Annotated in this window: 21 protein-coding genes; 7 read left to right on the top strand and 14 right to left on the bottom strand. The window is 40.0% G+C overall.

Annotation, left to right across the window (positions count from 1 at the left end; genetic code table 11):
• The first annotated feature begins 149 nt into the window (after positions 1-149).
• The 3 genes from QMF37_RS11660 (at position 150) to QMF37_RS11650 (ending at position 2,220) form a co-directional block, all read left to right on the top strand.
• Positions 150-1,019, top strand: coding sequence for a tyrosine-type recombinase/integrase (locus QMF37_RS11660; RefSeq protein WP_071154027.1), 870 nt, complete (start codon positions 150-152; stop codon positions 1,017-1,019).
• A gap of 313 nt (positions 1,020-1,332) precedes the next feature.
• Positions 1,333-1,875: a cysteine hydrolase family protein gene (locus tag QMF37_RS11655; protein WP_071154026.1), complete on the top strand. Its 543-nt coding sequence runs from the start codon at positions 1,333-1,335 to the stop codon at positions 1,873-1,875.
• A gap of 90 nt (positions 1,876-1,965) precedes the next feature.
• Positions 1,966-2,220: a GlsB/YeaQ/YmgE family stress response membrane protein gene (locus tag QMF37_RS11650; protein ID WP_071154025.1), complete on the top strand. Its 255-nt coding sequence runs from the start codon at positions 1,966-1,968 to the stop codon at positions 2,218-2,220.
• A 43-nt stretch (positions 2,221-2,263) separates the two neighbouring features.
• On the opposite strand, the gene QMF37_RS11645 is transcribed toward QMF37_RS11650, so the two are convergent.
• Positions 2,264-2,902 carry a lytic transglycosylase domain-containing protein gene (locus tag QMF37_RS11645; RefSeq protein ID WP_071154024.1) on the bottom strand — a complete coding sequence of 213 codons (639 nt, stop codon included), beginning with the start codon at positions 2,900-2,902 and terminating at the stop codon, positions 2,264-2,266.
• 155 nt (positions 2,903-3,057) lie between these two features.
• On the opposite strand from QMF37_RS11645, the gene mscL reads away from it, so the two are divergent.
• On the top strand, positions 3,058-3,447 hold the full coding sequence (mscL, locus tag QMF37_RS11640) for a large conductance mechanosensitive channel protein MscL (RefSeq protein WP_058385465.1): 390 nt from the start codon (positions 3,058-3,060) through the stop codon (positions 3,445-3,447).
• Between the two features lie 284 nt (positions 3,448-3,731).
• Here the strand turns inward: mscL and QMF37_RS11635 are convergent, their stop codons facing one another.
• The 4 genes from QMF37_RS11635 to QMF37_RS11620 form a co-directional block, all read right to left on the bottom strand.
• On the bottom strand, positions 3,732-4,295 hold the full coding sequence (locus QMF37_RS11635; protein WP_071154023.1) for an SCO family protein: 564 nt from the start codon (positions 4,293-4,295) through the stop codon (positions 3,732-3,734).
• A 94-nt stretch (positions 4,296-4,389) separates the two neighbouring features.
• Positions 4,390-4,518 carry a YvrJ family protein gene (locus QMF37_RS11630; protein WP_078080368.1) on the bottom strand — a complete coding sequence of 43 codons (129 nt, stop codon included), beginning with the start codon at positions 4,516-4,518 and terminating at the stop codon, positions 4,390-4,392.
• 61 nt (positions 4,519-4,579) lie between these two features.
• Positions 4,580-4,795 carry a DUF2922 domain-containing protein gene (locus tag QMF37_RS11625; protein WP_058385467.1) on the bottom strand — a complete coding sequence of 72 codons (216 nt, stop codon included), beginning with the start codon at positions 4,793-4,795 and terminating at the stop codon, positions 4,580-4,582.
• A 21-nt stretch (positions 4,796-4,816) separates the two neighbouring features.
• Positions 4,817-5,035: a DUF1659 domain-containing protein gene (locus QMF37_RS11620; RefSeq protein ID WP_058385468.1), complete on the bottom strand. Its 219-nt coding sequence runs from the start codon at positions 5,033-5,035 to the stop codon at positions 4,817-4,819.
• A 119-nt stretch (positions 5,036-5,154) separates the two neighbouring features.
• Between QMF37_RS11620 and QMF37_RS11615 the strand changes: the two genes are divergently transcribed.
• On the top strand, positions 5,155-5,589 hold the full coding sequence (locus QMF37_RS11615) for a DUF2621 domain-containing protein (protein ID WP_058385469.1): 435 nt from the start codon (positions 5,155-5,157) through the stop codon (positions 5,587-5,589).
• Positions 5,590-5,603: 14 nt separating this feature from the next.
• Here QMF37_RS11615 and QMF37_RS11610 read toward each other — a convergent pair whose 3' ends face one another.
• From QMF37_RS11610 to QMF37_RS11580, 7 genes are all read right to left on the bottom strand, one after another.
• A complete protein-coding gene (locus QMF37_RS11610) occupies positions 5,604-6,104 on the bottom strand; it encodes a CcdC family protein (protein WP_071154022.1) in 501 nt (166 codons plus the stop codon).
• Positions 6,097-6,420, bottom strand: a complete 324-nt coding sequence (locus QMF37_RS11605; RefSeq protein WP_071154021.1) for a thioredoxin family protein — start codon at positions 6,418-6,420, stop codon at positions 6,097-6,099. The genes QMF37_RS11610 and QMF37_RS11605 overlap by 8 nt, the downstream gene beginning before the upstream one ends.
• Positions 6,421-6,444: 24 nt before the next feature.
• A complete protein-coding gene (locus tag QMF37_RS11600) occupies positions 6,445-7,155 on the bottom strand; it encodes a cytochrome c biogenesis CcdA family protein (protein ID WP_058385472.1) in 711 nt (236 codons plus the stop codon).
• 553 nt (positions 7,156-7,708) lie between these two features.
• On the bottom strand, positions 7,709-9,082 hold the full coding sequence (gene argH, locus QMF37_RS11595; RefSeq protein ID WP_071154020.1) for an argininosuccinate lyase: 1,374 nt from the start codon (positions 9,080-9,082) through the stop codon (positions 7,709-7,711).
• A complete protein-coding gene (locus QMF37_RS11590) occupies positions 9,079-10,311 on the bottom strand; it encodes an argininosuccinate synthase (protein WP_058385474.1) in 1,233 nt (410 codons plus the stop codon). Before QMF37_RS11590 ends, argH begins: the two co-directional genes overlap by 4 nt.
• A 132-nt stretch (positions 10,312-10,443) precedes the next feature.
• Positions 10,444-11,004, bottom strand: a complete 561-nt coding sequence (locus tag QMF37_RS11585) for a DUF3221 domain-containing protein (RefSeq protein WP_058386911.1) — start codon at positions 11,002-11,004, stop codon at positions 10,444-10,446.
• Positions 11,005-11,096: 92 nt separating this feature from the next.
• Positions 11,097-12,044 (bottom strand): MBL fold metallo-hydrolase, encoded by a 948-nt coding sequence (locus QMF37_RS11580; protein WP_078080367.1) that lies wholly within the window; start codon positions 12,042-12,044, stop codon positions 11,097-11,099.
• Positions 12,045-12,417: 373 nt separating this feature from the next.
• On the opposite strand from QMF37_RS11580, the gene proC reads away from it, so the two are divergent.
• Both proC and namA read left to right on the top strand, forming a co-directional pair.
• On the top strand, positions 12,418-13,221 hold the full coding sequence (gene proC / locus QMF37_RS11575; RefSeq protein ID WP_078080366.1) for a pyrroline-5-carboxylate reductase: 804 nt from the start codon (positions 12,418-12,420) through the stop codon (positions 13,219-13,221).
• Positions 13,222-13,268: 47 nt separating this feature from the next.
• Positions 13,269-14,285 carry an NADPH dehydrogenase NamA gene (gene namA, locus QMF37_RS11570; protein WP_078080365.1) on the top strand — a complete coding sequence of 339 codons (1,017 nt, stop codon included), beginning with the start codon at positions 13,269-13,271 and terminating at the stop codon, positions 14,283-14,285.
• A 387-nt stretch (positions 14,286-14,672) separates the two neighbouring features.
• Here the strand turns inward: namA and rnz are convergent, their stop codons facing one another.
• Positions 14,673-15,632, bottom strand: coding sequence for a ribonuclease Z (gene rnz / locus QMF37_RS11565; protein WP_078080364.1), 960 nt, complete (start codon positions 15,630-15,632; stop codon positions 14,673-14,675).
• Between the two features lie 7 nt (positions 15,633-15,639).
• On the bottom strand, positions 15,640-16,881 hold the full coding sequence (locus tag QMF37_RS11560; RefSeq protein ID WP_071154019.1) for a DNA polymerase IV: 1,242 nt from the start codon (positions 16,879-16,881) through the stop codon (positions 15,640-15,642).
• Positions 16,882-16,969 lie beyond the last annotated feature (88 nt).

The following is a 16,969-nucleotide window of genomic DNA, read 5'->3' as shown; positions in this document are numbered from 1 at the left end:
GTTTCGGAACGATTTCCTTGTTACCTACAACAACGCGATACATTTTCCCTAGTTGATCGTGGTACTGCGATCAACTAGGGAAAATACGTTCTATTTTTCTGAATTAATGGTATAATTTAAGGAAATCCATTTAGAAGAGGTGACGCATAATGCCTTATGGTTATGAAAAATTCCGACTGGATAACGGCATTAGTCCGAATACGGTTGTTCATGAAGTCCAATTGATTCGCTCGCTCTTCGCTTTTCTGAGACATACCTATAAAAAACCGGTAGAACCGCATGACATCCGTCCTTCTGATATCCAACAGTTTCTCCAGGACCAGCATGCATCAGGTATTAAAGACAGTACGTTGAACCGCAAACTAATTTACATTAGAAGATGGTTTGATTATATGTGGCAAATTGGACGCATACCAAACGATTTTATGCCCAAATTTAAATTTAATCGAAAGCTTGACTTGACGCCTTCTGATATCTATTTAAATTATGAAGATTTGCTGAAAAAGAAAGACGCTGTGCTGCAAACTGACAGTTTGTCGTTAAACGCCAAAATTCTCTATATTTTATATCTACGTGGCCTTCGCCTTCGAGATATGGTTACCATCGATGTTGATAATTTTGATGACCGCAATGGACAACTGACTTTAATCGTCGAGAAAAAAGACGGCTATCAATGCCGCCTAGAATTTTTAGACAAAGAGATTCCTGTCATGCTTGATGGAATCGAACGTGCTGTATTTCGTGGTACGCCGTATTTATTGTCATCTAAAGTGAAAAACGAATACACCTTATTTCAGATGGGCTCGCTATCTGATTACACAGAAGCACTATCCTCTTTTGTTGGCATGCCCATGCGCTCTGGCGATATCCGCTTTGCTTATGTTCATTATCTCTATTCAGTGAAACATAAAAACTTGGAAGACATTCAAGAAATACTTGGCGTCTCGATTGACTCAGCATCGCGTATCCTCAAAGACTCGCTCGTTCGACTGAAAAAAAGAGAAAGTGGCACAAATTAAAACAGCCTATCCCCGTGTAAATAGGGATAGGCTGTTTTACTAGTTCCAATCATGTGAAAAAACCAAAGTCCAAAGCAAAATTTAAAATAAGCAATGTATGAATTGCGACAAAAACCATTGCTTGTCTATTCAATTTCTCAACATTTTCGTATTGCATATGGACCACCCTCTCTTCTTAATAGTCTGATTATACTGAAAAGTGATTACAATAGCAAGGATTTTTTCTCCAAAGCGAGCTGCAAAAATTAACTATTTGAGTGTTGTTCGCAAGCTTGCGGTATACTTATAGTTACTTGCGAAAGGAGTGCATACTATGAAAAAAGCATTGTTGGTAGTAGATTACACAGTAGATTTTGTAGCAGATGATGGGGCCTTAACATGTGGAAAACCCGGGCAAGTTATTGAAGAGAAAATTTGTTCCTTGACTGAGGAATTTCTAGAAGATGGCGAGTTAGTAATCATGCCGGTGGATTTGCACGAAGAAAATGATGCCTTTCACCCAGAAGCAAAACTGTTTCCTCCTCATAACATAAGAGGAACTTACGGTCGCAAATTATATGGACGTCTTGCAGATATTTATGAAACACATAGTGAAAAGATCGTTTGGATGGATAAAACTAGGTATAGTGCTTTTGCTGGTACTCATTTGGAGTTACTTCTACGCGAACGAAAAATTGAAGAAATTCATATTGTTGGCGTCTGTACGGATATCTGCGTATTACATACAGCAGTCGATGCGTACAACAAAGGTTTCACCATTTATATTCATGAAAAAGGGGTTGCAAGTTTTGATCAAGCGGGGCATGACTGGGCTTTGCGCCACTTCAGCACAACCTTAGGCGCGCATCTTTTATAAGTTTTTTATGTTTTTATGTTTCAAATGTCCTGAATAAGGTTATATCTAAAGTGTAGCAATTATACATTACCTTAAAAGGAGCTGGAAAAAATGGGTTTTATTTTATATCTAATTATGGGTGGTATCATCGGTTGGATCGCAGGAATGATTCTTGGTAAAGATGTACCAGGCGGCATCATTGGTAACATTATCGCAGGTATCGTCGGTGCTTGGTTAGGCGGATTGATTCTTGGAGATTTAGGTCCAGCTATTTGGGGCGTAGCGATCATCCCAGCATTAATTGGTGCTTTGATCTTCGTATTTGTACTAAGCCTGATTATGGGTTCTATGAGAAAAAGATCATAAAACTTACTAAAAAAGAGTGGACAATTGTCCACTCTTTTTTTCTTTAATTAAATTCTTCTTCATATAACCGATAATAATGAAGGACATCCGCTACATATTCATCACTGTGATTGTATTGAAAAATAGCATTCTCTAAATCGCCTTCAGCCGCACCATTTTGTGATAAATAATTCGCAGCACTGTAAAGAGAGTCCGCTAAATTATATGGATCGGCAATGCCGTCTCCATTGCCATCAACTCCGTATCCACCATAATAGGCAATGACGTCGAGATTTGTTTTATCTTCTTCACTAATATCGCCTTGGCCTTGACCTGAACAACTGGGATGGCTCCACCCGACAAATGTACAAGGCATAAATTGCAAATGTCCTTCTGCACCAACTGGCGATAATAACGGATCCATCGTTGAAAACCTAGTTTCAATCCGGTGATGAGCTGCCAGTAACGTCCAGGGGATGTTATAGGCGTCTGCCGCTTCTTGATAAAGCGGAATGTTTTCTTCCGGTACTTTGAGTTCGATCAAATGGCTTGGTGCTTCTTTTATTTTGTCAACTACTGAAGTTGCATTAAAAAGCATAAACAGGAGGACCCCAACCGTCGCTATAACGACCGCTGCAGGGATAAACAAAATCAGACAACCTAGTTGACGCTTGTATTTTTTGGGTATTTTCTTTTTTTTCATTTCTCCACACCTAATCATTCCTTTGTTTTAGTGTAGCATATCTGCTGTTGCAATGCCTTTTCTCGTCAATAGACTGCTTATATAAAAGCTGAAAATAACTTTAATTTTCTGAATACTTCTGATAGAATTATTCATTAGGACAGGAGGTGAAAATTATGTGGGAAGATTTCAAGAAATTTGCTTTGAAAGGAAATGTTCTCGACCTTGCTGTAGCGGTGGTTATTGGAGCTGCTTTTGGGAAAGTCGTTTCTTCTTTAGTTGAAGACATCATTATGCCAGTAGTTGGCATATTAGTAGGCGGAATAAGCGTTGAAAATTGGAGTTATACATTTAACGATGTTGTTTTAAATTACGGTTTATTTATCCAATCGATTATTGACTTTTTCATTATTGCTTTCTCTATCTTTATGGTGATCCGTCTCTTTACAAAAATGAAACGCAAGAAAGATGTACCTGCTGAGGAAGAACCAGAAGTGTTGGACAAAACGCAGGAAATCCTTTTAGAAATTAGAGATCTCTTAGGTAAAGAAAAAAAAGAACTTTGACTAAGCCTTGATCTATAAAGTCACAAACACTAAATTCAGAACACAAAAGGAGTGCCCATTCGTTTGTGAATGGGCACTCCTTTTATATTAATCGTTGCTTCAAAAAGATTTTTTAAAAGTAAGTCCACTTATTTTCAGCCCCACTAAATCTCACCGTATAGCCAACGTCAAAACAAGCTAAACAACAAAATTTTAATTTAACTTTATTATTTTCAACAAAAAACATACCTTCTCTAAAGTCCTGAGTATCCAGAATTCTTCAAGAATTGATATGTTTTAAAGCTTTAATTTTCTTCGATTAATTTGCCTAAGTCTTTTTTAATATCTTCAACGGGTACATCTTCAAAGCCGTCGTAGTTATTAACGACAACTCCTTTTTGGTCCACTAGATAAAAATTAGTACCGTGTATGACCTGATCACTCTCAGGGTCATTTCGGACAAATGAACTAAAGTTATTTTTTGCAAAATCAGTGATTTCCAGTTGGGTATAGCCTGTTAGCAAATGCCATTTCGATTCATCTGGAACCGAATACTGAGCCAAATAGTTTTGCAGCGTTTCAGGTGTATCCACGACCGGATCAACGCTAAATGCTACAATTTTATAATCTTCCAAACCCGATGCAGCCAACTCTTGTTGAATATCGCTTAAATTGAAGGTCATCGGTGGACAAACCGTCGTACAATTTGTAAAAACAAAAGTCGCTAGCCAAGGCGTTCCTTTTAAATCTTCTAAGCTCACTGAATCTCCACGTTGATCTGTATAAGAAAAATCTTCAATTGTAGAACTACCACATGCTGATAATAGCAGCACCAAACTTACTAATGCTGAAAAAGAAATAAATCGCATAAAACTGCCTCCACTCTTTCATCTCTTTCATCATAGCGAAAGTATAGAAACAGCACAATACATGTTAAACCGCCATTGTCACGATTTTGTGAAATCAAGACAGCTTTAATGTGATGAGTGCATCGTGAATGGCGACTAATTTCGCTTCCACACGGTGCATCAAATAAAAAGATACAAAAATAGGGAAACCAAGTTCTTGAACCCATTGCATCCACTCAGCCATAAGCTTTACCTCCTCATTCATCTGATAAAAAAAGCTCTCCCAAATTAGGAGAGCTTCGTGATTATACTTCGTATTCTAATACATTTCGTTCGATGACTCGTGCACCTTTTATCGAAGTGAAAGAAGAACCTTCGACTTCAAAGACGTTTTGTGTGATGATTGCTTGCATACCTGTCAGCAATTCCGCATCTGTCACATTCGCACGCGGCTCATCTACGGTCAACGTCACATCTTTTCCTGCAGCAGTTGTGAAAATCAATTCTAATGTTTTTGCCATCTGTACTCCTCCTCAAAATAATTACTGATAGATTGTCATTGCGGATTGTTTTTCAACATCCATCAATGTCTTCGTTCCGAAATTCGTCAAGACAGCGGCTGTTTCAAAGATTCCATCTGCAGCTGCTGCTTCTTTGACATTATGGTACGATTTAAACTTTCTCTTTACTTTGCCGTTAACATCCAACCCATTATCGTAGGTAAAACGAATGCTAGCGTTCTTAAAATCACTAAAGGCCATGTTCTTCACCTCCTTTCATTCGCTATATAGACACAGATAGAAAAAAGAGATACATTTTTGATGAATTTCTTTCTAAATCCTTCTATAATAGAAGTAATGGAAAAATGAGGTGAAACAATATGGAACTGAATGGCTGGTTTTTGTGGTTTATCCTATTTTGGGTATTCGTACTGGTAGGACTTTTTGCCATTGGTGGATATTTCATGTTCAGAAAGTTTCTGAAGTCTATGCCGAAAGAAGACGGACTTTCAGATTTGAACTGGGAAGAATACTACGTTGATAAAACGATTCATTTATGGGGCGACGAAGAAAAGGCAATGTTAAACGAGCTGGTTCAGCCGGTTCCTGATTTATTTCGTCCGGTAGCAAAACAGAAAATCGCCGGCAGAATCGGTCAGGTTTTACTTGAAGAAAAAGCTAAAAAAATGAAACTCGAGCATATTATCCGTGGGTATATCCTAGCAACCCCAAAGCGAGATCATAAATTTCTGCGAAAAAAACTAGCAGAACTTAAAATTGATGTAAGTCCGTACGAACAATATTTTGAACAGTAAAAAGCGCTACTCCCTTAAGTGGGAATAGCGCTTTTGTTTTTTGCTGCGATTTTTTTATATTGCCAAAGCATTGAAATTCGCCACGGCCAAAGCATACCAAAGGCCAAAATCCAGAACATGCCTGCTAGTTCGCCAATGTCTATACTCGAACTCAAAACGACTTTCCCAATAACTCGTACTAGCAATAGCCCGAACAAGATAAAGACAAAGGCTTTTGACTTTTTCAAGTAAATATCTCCATCACGGACTTCAAATCGGGAAGTCCATATTAAGACAGTTGAAAAAAGAATGCCTACTGCTAGCGCCTCGAGAATCTGCATGGGCGGAACGCGAAAAAACGGAAAGATGAACATCAATGCACCGGTTGACATAAAAAATGGCGGCAAAATGATTTTCTTGACCGTCGCCGGTTTTTTTGCCGATTTTGTACGGATAAACATTGCCAGCAAACCCATCGCAAAAGCACCGACCGTTGAAACGATCAAATACACTTCGGCAGGGATTTGATCAAACATTTAAACTCTCCTCCAACCCATTTAATCGGTGACGTAACTCATCGATTGGCACAAATCGTGCAAAACGGTTTATTTCTTTTCCTTGTCGGAACAATAAAACGACAGGTGCTGTAAAAAGCATCAGCTGTCCTGCCAATTCTGGCATTTCGGCAGCATTGACCAAATAGAAAGGCGTTTTATAATCATCTTCAAAATCTTCAACTTGAGGACGTAAGCCTTCACAAACTGAGCAATTGTCTGTTTTGACAAAAAGTAAAAATGACTGTTCTTCACTAATTTTAGATTGATATTCTTCTATCTTTGTAATGGTTTCCATCATTTCCACCTGCCTAACGTCAATTTAAAACCCTTGGAAATCACCAAAAATTGGACTTAGAATACGAATTAGATACGTCATACCATCAAAAAACAATAGTATGCCCACACCAATCATAACATAGCCACCAATTTTCATGATTTTTTGGTTATGCTTACGTAACCAACCCATGCGGGCGACAAAGAACGATAAGACGAAAAACGGAATAGCAAAGCCAAGAACATAGGCCAACATATACCAAACACCAGATCCTGGATTAGTGGCAGCAAGAGCATAAATAGCTGCAGTGATAGGCCCCGTACACGGTGTCCATCCGGCAGCAAACGCTAACCCGATAACGAATGTTCCTAAAAATCCAGACGGACGATTCTTAAACGAAAACTTGCGATCTTGCATAAGGAATTTCGGTGAAAAGACACCCACAATCATCAACCCAAATAGAACAATAAAGATAGCACCTATTTGACGGATCAAGTCATCATAAAGGACAAACCATTCATAGAAAAACGATGTACTGAAACCGAGTGCAATGAATATTGTTGAAAATCCTAGTAAGAAAAATAGAGTATGATACATCCCTCGTCGTTGCATAACTTTTTTATCGTTCTTTATTTCATCCATCGTCATACCCGTTATATAGGATAAAAATGCAGGATACAAGGGCAATGTACATGGCGAAATAAAACTTAAAAAGCCAGCACCAAAAGCCAAAAATAAATTAATATCAGATGCCACTAGTAATTCTCCTTCCTGTGTTCTTCTCATCTTACCAAATTTAAAGATGAAACACTGCTCTAGCACCTGTGAAATCTTTGTGGACAAATAATCTATTACAACCCTCTATTTTTTCCACGAGATTACTTGCTGCTTGCTTACTTCTAAGAAAAGTAAGCAAGCTCTCGTCTTATTCGCAAGTAATTCTGATTTTTTGTTGTTAGCGTTTTTTGGTTTTTTGCTATTATACTTATGTAATTTACTACATAGTAAGTAAAAATACAGCTACTTTATGAAGTATTTTGGTCACACCAAATATTCGGGTGTTAGAGTTTCTTCATTACTACCCAACTAATAATGCGCGGAGGCAACACACCGAGGAATGCGACAATCTTCAATAAAAATATTCCTAGAGCATATTGTTTTTTCCGTTCTTTAAAAAACCCGCCTAATTCCAAAAATACGCGTATTACACAAAAAATAGAAGCCGATTTTCCAAGGGGAAGAGGAAAATCGACTTCTATGGACCGACAGCGAGTACCAATCGCTAGCGGCTCTATAGGGAATGGACTGTTTACCCGATGAGTTGCTTGGCAAGTCCCAATTGATGATGTACTTGTTCAAAACCTGTGCCTCCCAGTGAGTTTCTTCTCTCGACTGCAGTTCTCGGCTTTAAGGTATGGTAAATGTCTTCATCGATTAGCGAACTTGCTTGTTGAAGGTCAGCAAGTGGCAAATCTTTTAAGAAATATCCACGCTGAATGCAAGTGAAAACGAGTTTCCCGGTCACGTCATGCGCTTCTCTAAACGGCATCCCTTTGGCAGCAAGATAGTCCGCCAATTCGGTAGCATTCGAAAAATCCATGTGTACCGCTTTTTCCATAGATTCTGTACGCACTGTCATGGTCCGGATCATGCCTTCAAAAATCGGCAAAGAACCCAGTAAGGTATGGACCGTATCAAACATACCTTCTTTGTCTTCTTGCAAGTCTTTGTTATAAGCCAGTGGCAGGCCTTTCAATGTCGTCAGCAAGCCAAATAAATTGCCGTAAACACGTCCCGTTTTTCCACGTATTAATTCTGCCATATCGGGATTTTTCTTCTGCGGCATAATACTTGATCCTGTAGAGAACGTATCATCTAACTCGATAAAACGAAATTCCTCACTCGACCATAGAATAATTTCTTCCGCAAAACGCGACATGTGCATCATCAACATCGACGAATTGCTAAGAAATTCCAAAATAAAGTCACGGTCACTGACAGCGTCTAAACTATTTTGATAAACAGTTGAAAATCCTAGCAGTTTTGCTGACATTTCGCGGTCAATCGGAAAAGTTGTTCCCGACATCGCTCCCGCTCCAAGCGGTGAAATATCGATGCGTTTCAACGATTCTGTTAACCGTTCTTTATCGCGCTGCAACATCCAAAAATACGTCATCAAGTGATGACCAAAAGAAATGGGTTGTGCACGTTGAAGATGCGTATAACCTGGGACAATCGTTTCCACATGCGCTTCCGCTTGCGTGACAATCGCATCTTGGAAAGCCGTAACGGCATCAATAATTTCGCCAACACGATTTTTCAAATACAAATGCATATCTGTCGCTACTTGGTCATTCCGACTTCTGGCTGTATGCAATTTACCGCCAACTGGACCTATTTCATCGATCAACTGTTTTTCTAAGTTTAAGTGGATGTCTTCATTTGATACGCTAAACTCCAAATCCCCGTCTTGCGCTTTTTGTTTAAGTGTCGCAAGACCAGACAAAATAAGCTTTGCATCTTCTTTAGAAAGAATTTCGCAAGCAGACAGCATTTTTACATGCGCCGTGCTGCCTTCCAAATCTTCCATGACCAACTTTTGGTCATAAGCAATGGAAGCACCAAATTCATCGACCCACTGTTCGGCCGATTTTTGAAAACGGCCGCCCCACAGTTTGGTCATGCTTTCACCTTCTCTTTTAAGTCTTCAGGAACTGCCACTTCTTTTTTGTTGACCATAGAGTTCACAACTGTCGGAAGACCCCATAACTCAATAAAGCCAACTGCAGACGCGTGGTTAAATGTATCATCTGTCGAGTACGTCGCTAATTGTTCATTGTAAAGTGAATTTGCTGACTTACGTCCTTCGATTATGGCATGACCTTTAAACAACTTCACACGCACAGTTCCGTTAACAAACACTTGCGTTTCTTTTAAGAACGCTTCAAGTGCAACACGTAACGGAGAGAACCACAAACCTTCATAAATTAATTCAGTCAATTTTTTCTCGATTACTGGTTTGAAATGAGCCATTTCTTTCACCAACGTAATATCTTCCAACTCTTTATGCGCTGCGATTAATGTCATCGCTGCAGGAGCTTCATATACCTCACGAGATTTGATCCCGACTAAACGGTTTTCAATATGGTCAATTCTGCCGACACCATGTTTCCCAGCAATCTCATTTAGTTCTAAGATCAATTTAGAAAATGAGTACGAAATACCGTTTAATTGAGTTGGAACTCCGTTAACGAATTCGATTTCAACAATATCCGCTGTATCTGGTGTTGTTTCAAGAGAATTTGTAATGTCATAAGCTTCTTCTGGTGGAGTAGTCCATGGGTTTTCCAATACGCCACATTCGTTGGCACGTCCCCATAGATTTTGATCGATTGAAAATGGGCTATCCAAATTCACTGGGATTGGAATATTATGCAGTTTTGCATAAGCGATTTCTTCATCACGTGACCATCCCCATTGTCTAACTGGTGCTACAACTTCAAGATTCGGGTTTAACGACTTGATCGAAACTTCAAAACGTACTTGATCATTGCCTTTGCCCGTACACCCATGTGCTACTGCAGTTGATCCAGTTGCTTCTGCAATTTCAACTAATTTTTTTGAAATCAGTGGACGAGACAAGGCAGACACCAATGGATATTTCCCTTCATACAATGTATGAGCTTGCAACGAGATTAATGCATATTCATCTGCAAATTCGTCTCTTGCATCAATCATATAACTTTCAACCGCTCCCACTTGAAGCGCTTTTTGTTTAATAAAATCCAAATCTTTTCCTTCCCCGATATCCAGGCACACAGCGACAACGTCGTAGCCTTCTTCTTTGAGCCACGGGATGGCCACCGATGTATCTAATCCACCTGAGTATGCGAGTACAATCTTTTTAGTCAATATGAAAACCTCCAATGTATTTTTATGCAACTTATTATATTAATATACACATAATATCATGGATATTTAGTAAGTGCAACACATACGAGCAGAAATTTTCAAAAAAAAAAAGCAGCCGCAGCTACTTTTTGATTACTCATTTAGTTCTCCACTTATAGTATATTCATGCGTATCAAGATCGATACGCACTTCAGACATTTTTCCTGCCTCCATATTGCTGAACAAAAATCCGATTTCGTTGTCGCGAACAATTGGTTGCCCCATCATAATCAATTTTGGCAATTGCTCGCCATTGATAAATGCTTCAAGTGCTTCTGATTGTTTGACAGAATCCTCGTCCGTTAGAATCGTAATGGTTTCCGCCTCTCCTTGCATAGGAAAAGACTCTGCAAGCGGACCTTGATAGTCCATGCTAACTTTCATCCCTGTACGAATATCACGAATTACACCTTCAGTCGTTTTAGCGCCATCACTTAACTGAACGTTAACATCTTCAGGAATGCTGAAATAGATATTATTGACAAGGATGCTTTCTCCATCGACTTGAGTGATAAATCCTTCTTCTGTCATACTTTTTTGTTCGACTGCCATCTCCGGTTCGTCTTTTTCTTTTGTTTTAGCCGGTTCAGTTTCTTCATTTGAGCATGCTGCAAGTAGCAGGATACTAGCTAAAAATAAACTCCATTTTTTCAAAGCTACCCATTCCTTTTCCTGTAAATTCGTGATGTCTACACTGTTCAATTAATTTTACCTGTTATACGAAATAGTTGCAATTATCCGCCGAGCTATACTTTACTGTAGTAGAAAATGCCATCTTTACTCAACTGCTCTATGATGGAACCGTCTTCTAACAAGTAGTCAATTTGGCCAATGGTTTCCGATAAGGTAAGTCCTAATTCTTTTTCGTAAGCATGAGCAAACAGTTCTTTTGTCAGTTCATAAACCGTGCACTGACCTTTCCCAATAATGCCAAGCGTTTTCATGGCACGTTGATGTTGCTTTGTTAAACGAGAAGTAATCAATTCGTTGACATTGCGTACTTCTTCACCATGACCACTGTAAATCACATCAATCGGCATTTTTAGTAAGCGTCTGAGCGAAGCATTATATTGAAGCAACGATTTCGGGCGGCCGAGTGCAGGATCTAGTGGTGGTTCTATTAATGGATTGGAAGATACAGTCGCGATCACATGATCGCCTCCAATCATTTCACGCGTCTGTGCATTCCAAAATGATAAGTGGCTCTGTGCATGTCCCAGTGTTTCAAGAACTTGCCACTCAGTGTGTCCTGGTAGCGTATCTCCTTCATTAATGAACATATCTAGTGGACGATTGCCCATTAAATTTAAGGGCCGTTTCATTTTTTTAACCCAAAAATGCAAATCGCCTGGAACTCCTTCTTCCTTTAATCTTTCCAAGTAAAATGCGTCATGGTAATCAAAAAAATCTTGGTCACGGCGAAGCCAAGGATCATTATAAGGATGTCCGTATAATTTCGCGTTCTCAAAGCCGTCTACCCACCCCGAATGATCCGGGTGATGATGCGTTAGTACAACTTGGTCAACATCTTTTGGTTCTGCACCAAATTCTTTAAGTCCCGCTTTTAAAGCGAGCCAAGCTTCGGGAGTTTTAGGTCCGGCATCGATCAAAGTTAGCATGTCACCTTGTATCAAGTAAGAATTAACATCTCCTACAGCAAACGGTGTCGGAATAATAATCTTATGTAAAGTCAAATTAACCCTCTCCTCTAAGTGAATCACTATTCATCTATCATACATGGAAAATTTGAAATCGTCACTTCTTTACGCTATTTGACAAAGAGTCAAGCTATCCTCTATAATTTATTAACATATGTGAGCGAAGATAAAGATTAGTACACAAAGTGAAGGTGTCAAGAGAGTGTTGCTTTAGCTGAAATGCACGCCCCCTCTCCTTTGTAGAACCTGCTTTTGAGCTGCCGTGAAAACACGGCCGTCTGTCCGCGTTATGGATATTGAGTGGTGTCTTCATGGCAAACTTAGGTGGTACCGCGGAAACAAAGCGTTTTCGTCCTTGTATAAACAGGGACGAATGCGCTTTTTATTATGAGGAAAGAGAGTGATACCAATGAAAATTGTCTGTGTTGGAGCCGGATCCATGGCTGAATCCATGATTCATGGCTGGATCAATAAGCGAATTATGAAACCAGAAGAAATTTCGGTGATGAACCGATCAGATCAGGACCGACTTGAATTTCTAAGTGACGAATATGGTGTAAATATCGTTTGCGAGGAACAAACAGAATTAAAAGATGCCAATTTCGTCTTACTTGCGATGAAACCAAAAGATGTAGAAGCAGCACTCAGTGGAATTAAAGAAAAATTGACGGGGAACACGGTTATCTTGTCTGTCGCAGCAGGCGTTTCAATCGCAACGATTCAAAAACATGTCGGAGATTTTCCAGTCGCACGTGCAATGCCAAATACTTCTGCGAAAATCGGGAAATCGGCGACCGGCGTCGCATGGAGCAAACACGTTTCGCTGGAACAGCAACATGAATTACGAGATCTACTGTCGTCGATTGGCGGTGTCACAGTCGTTGAAGAAGAACAATTGCATGCCGTTACTGGAGTTGCAGGAAGTGGACCAGCTTATATTTATTATTTTGCTGAAGCAATGACTGAAGCGGCTATTGAAAATGGATTGTCCCCTGCCGATGCAAAAAAACTAGTACGCCAAACTTTTGCAGGTGCTGCTGAAATGCTGCAACAAGAAGATTTTGCTGAGTTGCGAATAAAAGTAACCAGTCCAAACGGCACAACTGCAGCAGGTCTGAACTCACTGGCAGAAAATAACTTTAAAGACATTGTCGGACAATGTGTCACGAAAGCCTCCCAACGATCTCAAGCGCTTGGAAAAGAATTTAAATAAATGCTGCTGTATAATTTGTAGTTGTATCTATATGAGGAGGGCATTCCATGGCAAAGCTATTTGAATCATTTACAATCAAAGAAACTGTTTTTAAAAATCGTATCGTTATGGCACCGATGTGTATGTACCAAAGCGATCAAGAAGATGGCAAAATAACAGACTGGCACCGCGTTCATTATCCAAGTCGTGCAGTCGGAGGCGTCGGTCTCATTATTACAGAAGCAACAGCAGTTCAACCACAAGGTCGCATTTCATCAAGAGATCTTGGCATTTGGAATGATTACCAGATTGATGGACAAGCAGAAGTTGTCCGGTTGATGAAACAAAACGGTGCCAAAACTGGCATTCAATTGGCACACGCTGGTAGAAAAGCAACAGTTGACGGCATTATCTATTCTGCAAGTGCTATTGCTTTTGATGACAGCTATCAAACACCCAAAGAAATGTCTTTAAGAGACATTGAAGAAACAATTGAAGCGTTTAAAAACGGAGCGATCCGCGCGAAAAAAGCCGGATTCGATGTCATCGAAATTCATGCAGCACATGGATACTTAATCAACCAATTCTTGTCTCCTTTAATCAATAAACGGAGCGACTTATACGGCGGTAACGCTGAAAACCGTTATCGTCTTTTGAAACAAGTCATAGATGTTGTCAATGAAATATGGAATGGCCCGCTATTCGTTCGAATTTCTGCGCACGATTACAGTGATGGGGGCATGACACCAGAGCAATATGTAGAAATGTCGCAATGGATGAAACAGCAAGGCGTCGATTTAATCGATGTTAGTTCTGGTGCTGTGGTACCAGCCCGCATATCGGTATTCCCTGGCTACCAAGTACCATTTGCAGAAACCATCAAAAAGCTCACACCAATTGCGACTGGTGCAGTTGGCTTGATCACTAGTCCGTTGCAAGCAGAAGAGATTCTCCAAAATGAGCGTGCAGATATGGTCTTCCTGGCACGTGAGCTGCTTCGCGACCCTTATTGGGCATATACTGCTGCTAAAGAACTTAAAGCGGAAATCACCGCTCCAGTGCCGTATGAACGTGGTTGGGTATAAGGCGGTTGCAAAATACTTCAGATTTAGTATACTTAAGATAACGTAAAAAACCGAATGCTTTCGCATTCGGCCAGCTGTATGCCGCCACGAGAGCGGTTGGCTGGAATATAGGCTTAAAAATAACCGTCATTCCACGCCACATGGGACGGTTATTTTTTTTTGTTAATGACCAAAATCATGGAAACGACAAGTGTTAACGCGCTGATCGTTAATCCGATACTCGCAAAAACGAGACCGAATGATTCTGTGATGGTCATGATACCACCCCCTTTCAACGGGAATGGCCAAACCGCCCTCATACAACTGTAACTTTATTTTAACACAAAAAGAACGTATGTTCTATTATTTCCAAAAATAATTTTATCATTAACCAAAAAAAGCCATTCCCTAGGAATGACTTGGCTGTTTTTTCCTAATTTTTTTAGCGTGCTGTAGCCATTCCAACTCTAAAAAATCGTGAGCGATAAATCCATGTGGCTGTATTTCCCTCATTTGTTTCAACAAAAATTTGTCGTCTTCTGGTAAAAAACGTGCACTAATATGATTCATGATTAATGTAGTAGCACCAGCTAAACGAGCTGTTTTAGCAGCATCATATACGGTTGAATGGCCATATTCGCCAGCCATCTTTTTAGCAGTTCCATCGAAGGTTGCCTCATGCACTAAAACATCAGCCCCTTGACTCAACTCGACAGCAGCGTGACAAAACCGCGTATCTCCCAGAATTGCAACAACAAATCCTCGCTCTTCTGGCTCAGTTACATCTTCACTACGGACTAATTGACCAGTAAGGGTTTCCACATCTTCCCCATTTTTTAACTTCGCTAGTAACGGACCTTTTGGAACACCAAGAGCTAGTGCTTTGTTAATAAGTAACTTCGGCGGCAATGGTTTTTGGGTAATTCTAAAACCATAGGACGGAATAACATGATCTAGCAACCGGGTTTCTACTGTCATTAGCTCATCCTCAAATAACAAACCTTCTACTAATTCATGATAAACAACCGAGTAAGTTAAATGCGTACGACTCAATTTTAACGTCATTTCGATGTATTCTTTAATTCCCGAGGGACCATAAATTTCAAGTGCTTCATCCCCTCCTTGGAATGACCGAGACCCAAGAAGGCCAGGCAAGCCGAAAATATGATCTCCATGCATATGAGTAATAAAGATTTTTTCGATTTTGCGCGGCTTAATGGTTGTATGGAGAATTTGGTGCTGCGTCGCTTCTCCGCAGTCAAATAACCAAACAGTTCCCCTTTCTTCCAGCAATTTTAGTACTAATGCAGAAGTATTACGTTGTTTAGAAGGCATTCCAGCACCGGTACCAAGAAATAATAATTGCATATGTCTCCTACTTTCTGTCATGTTCATGATCGTCAAGAAAATCTTTACTAAAGCTTGTTTGGGAATCGTAGTTTGCTTTTTTTATTTTTGTTCCTCGTGTTAAGACACTTTTCCCAAAACGACTTTCCAGTTTAGCCATCAAATCGAGGATGGGTTCTTCTTTAGCATGTTCTTGGAAATTGAAAATCGACAATTGTTCTGTCATATCGACTTTAGCAGCCACATTCGACACCGTCACGCCAATCAGCCGCAAAGGCTCACCGTTCCAATGCTTCGTAAACAATTGCCATGCATTGCGGTGAATATCATCGGCTTTCCAAACCGTGTTGTTTAGCGTAACGCTGCGCGTTCTGTTTTTCCAATCAGAGCTGCGGGTTTGAATGCTGACGGTGGGACCCGCTAATTCTTTAGCTTCTAGACGGTTAGCCACTTTTTCACTGAGCTGACGAAATAAGGCTTTTAAATTTTGTTCATCTGTTTCATCTACCGGTAGGGTAGTTGACGTACCCACACTTTTTGTATCATAAATCGAATCGGGATCAACTTGACGGTCATCGATACCATTGGCACGTGCCTGCAGGCGAACTCCATTTTTACCCATCTTTTCTTTAATCAACCCTTCATTTGCTAGAGCCAACTCACCGATCGTTTCGATTTTCAAATTTTTTAGCCTCGTTGCTGTACTGTCACCAATACCATGCATATCAATGACGGGATTTGGCCATAGTAAAGTTTGAATATCGCGTTTTCGCAATATCGTAATGCCCATCGGTTTTTTCATATCGGAAGCCGTTTTGGCTAAAAATTTATTAGGAGCAATGCCAATAGAGCAAGGCAAGTCTAATTCGGCAAGCAAACGTTGTTGAATGTTTTTAGCAATTTCAAGTGCATGCTGTTGTTGTGTCAATTCCGTGACGTCCACATAGCCCTCGTCAATCGATACGGGTTCGACCATCTCCGTATAGGAACGCAAAATCTCGAACATTGCTTTAGAGGCTGTCCGGTAACGTTCAAAATTCGGTGGCAATACTAAAAGTCCAGGAAACTTACGTTTGGCTTCATGTACTTGCATCGTCGTGTAAATGCCATAGGCTCTCGCTTCGTAGGAACACGTAACGATAATGCCTTTACGTTCTTTGGGATTTCCAGCAATAGCAATCGCTTTGCCTTTTAGTTCCGGATTGTGTGATTGTTCAACGGAAGCATAAAAACTATTCATATCAATATGAAAAATAACTCGGCTAGCCATAAAGCGCTCTCCACTTTTCTTTTCTTTTCAGTGTATCAAAAAAAGAGAGAACATACATCCTGTTCTCTCTTTTCTGTGAAGCTTCTAT

The sequence above is a fragment of the Planococcus sp. S3-L1 genome, from assembly GCF_030063085.1.
Taxonomy (GTDB): domain Bacteria; phylum Bacillota; class Bacilli; order Bacillales_A; family Planococcaceae; genus Planococcus; species Planococcus kocurii.
Note: the sequence above shows the minus strand (reverse complement) of the source record. Positions and strands in the feature narration are given on the sequence as shown.